This is a genomic window from Archangium violaceum Cb vi76 (genome assembly GCF_000733295.1).
In the GTDB taxonomy this organism is placed as follows: Bacteria; Myxococcota; Myxococcia; order Myxococcales; family Myxococcaceae; genus Archangium; species Archangium violaceum.
This window is the reverse complement of record NZ_JPMI01000206.1, coordinates 1-5,635: the sequence shown is the minus strand read 5'-3', so window position 1 is coordinate 5,635 and position 5,635 is coordinate 1. Positions and strand designations below refer to the sequence as shown.

Annotated in this window: 6 protein-coding genes; 5 read left to right on the top strand and 1 reads right to left on the bottom strand. The window is 68.1% G+C overall.

The features are described from left to right. On the bottom strand, window positions 1-226 hold a 226-nt coding region (locus tag Q664_RS61240; protein ID WP_235216896.1), incomplete at its 3' end, for a hypothetical protein. Window positions 227-1,013: 787 nt separating this feature from the next. Between Q664_RS61240 and Q664_RS27370 the strand changes: the two genes are divergently transcribed. The 5 genes from Q664_RS27370 to Q664_RS55215 all read left to right on the top strand — a co-directional run. After that, entirely contained in the window at window positions 1,014-1,223 is a 210-nt protein-coding gene (locus Q664_RS27370; RefSeq protein WP_043402124.1) for a hypothetical protein, read from the top strand. An 807-nt stretch (window positions 1,224-2,030) separates the two neighbouring features. After that, a complete protein-coding gene (locus Q664_RS59360) occupies window positions 2,031-2,489 on the top strand; it encodes a hypothetical protein (protein ID WP_160174513.1) in 459 nt (152 codons plus the stop codon). A 9-nt stretch (window positions 2,490-2,498) separates the two neighbouring features. Then, on the top strand, window positions 2,499-4,013 hold the full coding sequence (gene istA, locus Q664_RS27365; protein WP_043402121.1) for an IS21 family transposase: 1,515 nt from the start codon (window positions 2,499-2,501) through the stop codon (window positions 4,011-4,013). Beyond that, complete coding sequence (gene istB / locus Q664_RS27360; protein WP_043402118.1) at window positions 3,994-4,752, top strand: IS21-like element helper ATPase IstB; 759 nt, start codon at window positions 3,994-3,996, stop codon at window positions 4,750-4,752. The genes istA and istB overlap by 20 nt, the downstream gene beginning before the upstream one ends. 137 nt (window positions 4,753-4,889) lie before the next feature. Beyond that, window positions 4,890-5,635: ATP-binding protein (locus tag Q664_RS55215; protein WP_425117450.1), on the top strand; the 746-nt coding region annotated here is incomplete at its 3' end.

The following is a 5,635-nucleotide window of genomic DNA, read 5'->3' as shown; positions in this document are numbered from 1 at the left end:
CCTTCGTCGACTCTCCCCGCCAACCTGGCCTCGCCGCCGTTGCGGCTTCCGCCTTGTCGAGGGGCGCGGCTTCTACCACCGCCGCGTTGGGAGTCAACTCCGCACTGCCGACCCCGTATTCCTTCTTCAGCCCGTCCGGATCATCCCACCGCCAATGCGGTTTCGCCTTCCCGTCCGAGGGGGCGCGGCTTCTATCACCGCCGCGTTGGGAGTCAACACCCTTCATTCGACGTCATCTTCCCGCTGGTTCAACCTCCGCAGCCCGCCTCTCCACCCGTGCACTCCATTCCTGCTCTACCTGCCACGCAAGTTCGCTCGATAAGCAGCCGAAGGAGCGGAGGCTCGCACTTCGGCCTCACGTGCATCGATCAGCTGCCACTTTCCGCGGCCACAGAGGAGGCGACTCGTCCTGGCGCTCCACGTCATCCGCACCGACATCACGGACTGATTCACCCATGGGCGGTAAAACCCAAGCAGCTTGAGCACCCCCTGAGTCGTACGCGGTTGCTCCCGACATCAGCGCCACTCCTCGCCAAGCTCGTCATGACGAGATGGAGCGCAACGGAAGGACTCCAGCCGTAGCGCTGGGGAAGAGAGGGGCACAACGCCACCACGATTCATATCCGCTGTAGTCCTCCCTGAACGAGCTGCTCAACAACCGCGGAGATTCGCGGGACGAGCACGATGAGCTCCTGCTCGAGCCATAAGCCGCGCACGACGAGCTCCTGCACCAAGCCAACCGAACCAAGTTCGGTCAGGGGAACACAGCCGCTGAGGCCGATAAATCGGGACCTGGCGCCAGGTCCCCCCTGAACGGAACTGCTTCGCTTGGCTTAGAGAAGGGGCCCCGACGACATCCAGGGCAGACGGCCACGGCGCCTTCAGGCCATGGCTGTCGACGAGCTGCGCCCAGAAAGAATGAATGAAACAGCGCAGATCCGATCGTCGCTCGCCCAGGAGCACGTAGATCCGCACTCCGTTGGGCTCGAGGTCTCCGAAATGAAGACCGGCACATGCGCAACAAGCTCAAGCAGAGGCGGGACGGTCGACGGAATCCCTGCCTGGAACGTGAGACAGTCAGCCGTGCGGTGCAGGCAGGACCGCCAGGCGCCAAGGTTCTCGACGAGCAGCACACCTCGGAGCTTTCCCTCGAGAAGAAGGCCGTCCAGAAAGGCCCGCTCGGGGATGGCGACTTCGCCGAATACGTTCGCGACGGCGGATAGGTCGGCATCGCCGCGGCGGATGCGCGCCACGAGCCCGACAGGTGGGAGCAGCCGCACCGTGCCGTCGTGAGTCGCCTCGACCCCCCCCGAGCGCCAAACGCTTGGCGTATGTGAGCGTGGCTGTGGAGTGTGGCGCGGCAAGAGCTGCGGCCGTACGCCGCTTGAGACGCTCGGGCAGTTCGGGAATGCCCTCGGCTCGGCGCGCATCGAGAAGTCGGCTCCATCCATCTGGCGTGAGTGGAAGACCGTGTGCAGTCAGGGCCGAAAGACCTTCGCGCCAGGCGGGCCAGCCACACTCAAGGAGCAGAACAAGCTCGGGGCGCCGCTCCTCTGCGAGCCCAATCTCATCACGCCACCCGCTTGTAGAGCGACAGCAAAATTGACCCCCATCCCGGGGCCTCCAAACCAGGGAGGTAACCTCGATGGGAGAGTCGGCAGCAGTTGTGGCACCCGCGCGGCGGAGGTGCCGATGGTCGAGCAGGAAGTGGTGCGGCGGATACGGGTGCTGGCGGAGGCGGGCTGGTGTTGATGGTCACCAGGAAGCGCGGATTCCTGGTCATGGGTCGTCGGGAGTTGCCTGACTTCAAGACCACCCCCTGAGGTGGGTTCGGCCGAGAAGTGGAGAGGGGGAGAGTGCGCCGGTGGAGTCCGCAGTTGCGCGCGTCCTGAAAAGACGGAAGGCCCACCAGTAGCGGCTGGAGGGCCTTCCTTGGAGGCGCGCCCTGGTGTGCGAGAGGGGCGAGCCGGTGAGGAAGAGGTAGCGCACTCCGGGGCGCGGCGCCAGAAGCCGGCGCGCGCAGGAGTGTCGTGGAGGCGCTGCGCTTCGTGGTGTGTGGTCGGCCCGAGTGCCGGCAGGTGTTCTTCCTCTGCTCCGCGTGCGACCGTGGCCAGCGCTACTGCGGGCCGCCGTGCAGTCGAAGGGCGCGAGCGGAGTCGATGCGCGCGGCTGGTGCGCGCTACCAGCGCACCCGCGACGGACGGCACGCGCATGCCGCGCGGCAGGCTGCCTGGAGGCAGCGGCGGCGAGAGAAAGTGACGCATCAGTCTCCCGCCGCCGAGGCTCAGACGGCGAGTGTGCTCGTCGCGCCGGACCCGGCCGCCACGCAGGTGGCCGCGGAGCCGAGCGCAGCGAGGCCACTTCCGCATGCACCGCCGCCCTCCATCCCCGCCTGCACCTCGTGCGGGCGTCAGAGTCCCTTCCTGCGTCACACCACGCTTGCGCGCACCCACGTGGGCCAGCGCTTCAGGGCTGCCCGTCCGCCGTGAGGTGGGCCCATGAGCTCCCCCGAGCTCGCCGCCCGCATCCGCCGGCTGCACTTCGCCGAGCACTGGACGGTGGGCACCATCTGCGCTGAGCTGGGCGTGCACCACGACACCGTGAGGCGCGCCCTGACGCTCGAGCGCGTCAGCGGCACGGGGGTGAAGTCCGTCAGGCCCACGCTGTTGGATGACTACAAGGACTTCATCCAAGCCACCCTGGAGGCCCACCCACGCCTCACCGCCATGCGCCTCTTCCACATGGTGAAGGCGCGCGGCTACGTGGGGGGCCCGCTCCAGGTGCGCCGCTACGTGCGCACGGTACGCCCCACCTCTCGCGCCGAGGCCTTCCTGCGCCGCAACACGCTTCCGGGCGAGGAGGCCCAGGTGGATTGGGGACACTTCGGCACGCTGCCCGTGGGCAACACGCGCCGCCCCCTGTGCTGCTTCGTCATGGTGCTGGGCCACAGCCGCGCCCTCTACGCGCGCTTCTTCCTGGACATGACGCTGGAGAGCTTCCTCGCGGGCCACGTGCTGGCCTTCCAGGCGCTGGGGGGCGTGCCGCGCGCGCTGCTGTACGACAACTTGAAGTCCGTGGTGCTCGAGCGCGCTGGCGACGCCATCCGCTTCCACCCGCGCCTGCTGGAATTGGCCGGCCACTACCACTTCGCCCCCAAGCCCTGCGCTCCCTACCGCGGCAACGAGAAGGGCAAGGTGGAGCGCACCATCCGCTACCTGCGCGACTCCTTCTTCGCCGCGCGAACCTTCAGCGGCGTGGAGGACCTCAACGCGCAAGCAGCGCGGTGGACGGCCGAGGTGGCCCACGCGCGCCAATTGCCCGGCGACGTCACCGGGCGCACCGTCGCCACGGCCCTCGAGGAGGAGCGCCCGCGGCTGCTGCCCCTGCCCGTACACCCGTTTCCCACGGACGTGGTGCGCCCCGTCACCTCTGGCAAGACGCCCTACGTGCGCTTCGACTCCAATGACTACTCCATTCCACACACCCTGGTGAAGAAGCCCCTCACCCTCGTGGCCTCCGAGACACGCGTGCGCGTGCTGGACGGCTCCGAGGAGGTGGCCTCCCACCCGCGCAGCTTCGAGAAGGGCCGCACCCTGGAGCAGCCCGGCCACCTCGCCGCGCTCGCCGACGCCAAGGCCCGTGCGCACGAGCTGCGCGGCCGGGACTTGCTGCGCGCCTCCTGCCCGCAGGCGGAGGGCTTCCTCGCTGCCCTCGCTCAGCGCGACGTCTCGCTGTCCCACCACACGGCGCAGTTGCTGAAGTTACTGGAGCTCCACGGCGCACGTGCCCTGGATGAGGCCCTCGCCGAGGCCCTGCGCAAGGGGGCGGTGAGCGCCCCCGCCGTGGCCCACCTCCTGGAGCAGCGCGCTCGCCGCCAGCGTCAGCCTCCACCCCTCACCGTGGTGCTGCCGGATGACCCGCGCATCGCCGCCTCACGCACCCGCCCCCACTCCCTCGCTGACTACGACCGCCTCCTCGACAAGGACTCCTCCGATGACCACTCCACTCGCTGACCGCCTGGCCTCCCTCGGACTGCACGCCACCTCCCAGGGCCTCTCGGACCTCATCGCCCGCGCCACCAAGGCCAGATGGGGCGCTACCGAGCTGCTGGAGCACCTGGCCGACGAGGAGCAGAAGGAACGCGGCCGCAGAAGTCTCGAGCGGCGCCTGTCTCGCAGCCGCCTTGGCCGCTTCAAGCCCATGGCGGACTACGACTGGGGATGGCCCAGGAAGATTGACCGCGAGGCCGTCGAGTCCGCCCTGCGTCTGGACTTCCTGGAGGGCGCGCGCAACGTCGTAATAGTGGCGCCGCAGGGACTGGGCAAGACGATGATTGCTCAGAACATCGCCCACCAGGCCGTCCTCAAGGGGCACTCCGCTCTCTTCGTCACCGCCTCCCAGTTGCTGCTCGACCTGGGGGCCCAGGACACCAGCCGCGCACTGGATCGCCGCCTGCGCCACTACACCAGCCTGCTCGTCATCGACGAGATGGGCTACCTCGCCTACGACGCGCGCAACGCCGACCTCCTCTTTCAAGTCGTGGCGCGCAGGTATGAACAACGCTCATTGGTGATGACCACGAATCTGGCGTTTTCGGACTGGCCGACCATTTTTCCCAACGCCGCGTGTGCCACCGCGCTGATTGACCGCGTCATCCACCACGCGGACGTCCTCGCTATCGAAGGCGAGAGCTACCGCCGCCGCGAGGCCGAGGAAGCCGCGACGACCAGGAAGGTGAAGTCCAAGCGCTGAGCCTCACCTCGGACCGGGATGCCGGAGCCCCGGCACACCTGCGGCGTCCCGGTCCAAATTTCCGCGCTTCCTCGTGAACGCCAACAGTTGGAGGACTACGCCGCCGTGGTGGAGCAGGCCGAGAAGCGAGGTGCCGCATGAGCCACGAGCTCATCCACGCGCGCGTGCTCGAGCACCTGGAGCGGCTGCGCCTTGGACACCTGGTCGAGCGGCTGGACGTGCTGCTGGCGGAGGCGGCGCGCACCGAGCCCACCTACCTGGACTTCCTCGACGCGCTGCTGCGCGAGGAGATGGGGGCCAAGCAGCGCAAGCGAATCCGCATGGGAGTCACCATCGCGCACTTCCCGGCGGTGAAGACGCTGGAGGACTTCGACTTCAAGGCGCAACTCTCGGTGGACCAGCGGTTGGTGCGGGAGCTGGCCACCGGCAGATTCATCGCCCAGGCGGAGAACGTGCTGCTCTTCGGCCCGCCGGGAGTGGGCAAGACGCACCTGGCGATTGGACTGGGCCGCGCTGGCCAAGGCCGAGAGCGAGGGAACTCTCAAGGACGAGCTCAACTACTTCGCCAAGCCCAAGCTGCTGGTGGTGGACGAGCTGGGCTACCTGCCCTTCGAGAAGCGCAGCACCCACCTCTTCTTCCAGTTGGTGGCGCGTCGCTACGAGAAGGGCAGCATGCTGCTGACCACCAACCAGATGGTGGGGGCCAGTGGGGCAGCGTCTTCGGCGATGACGTGCTAGCCGCGGCCATCCTCGACCGGCTGCTGCACCACAGCCACACGCTGCTCATCCAGGGTGAGAGCTATCGGCTGCGGCAGAAGAAGAAGGCCGGACTGCTGAGCCGGGGCGTGCCGCAGGCCACCAACAGCGCAACTGAAGCCGAGCG

Coding starts and splice junctions, on each gene's coding strand:
- Q664_RS27370 (WP_043402124.1), top strand. CDS start 1,014: ATGCGCAACAAGCTCAAGCAGAGGCGGGACGGTCGACGGAATCCCTGC.
- istA (WP_043402121.1), top strand. CDS start 2,499: ATGAGCTCCCCCGAGCTCGCCGCCCGCATCCGCCGGCTGCACTTCGCC.
- istB (WP_043402118.1), top strand. CDS start 3,994: ATGACCACTCCACTCGCTGACCGCCTGGCCTCCCTCGGACTGCACGCC.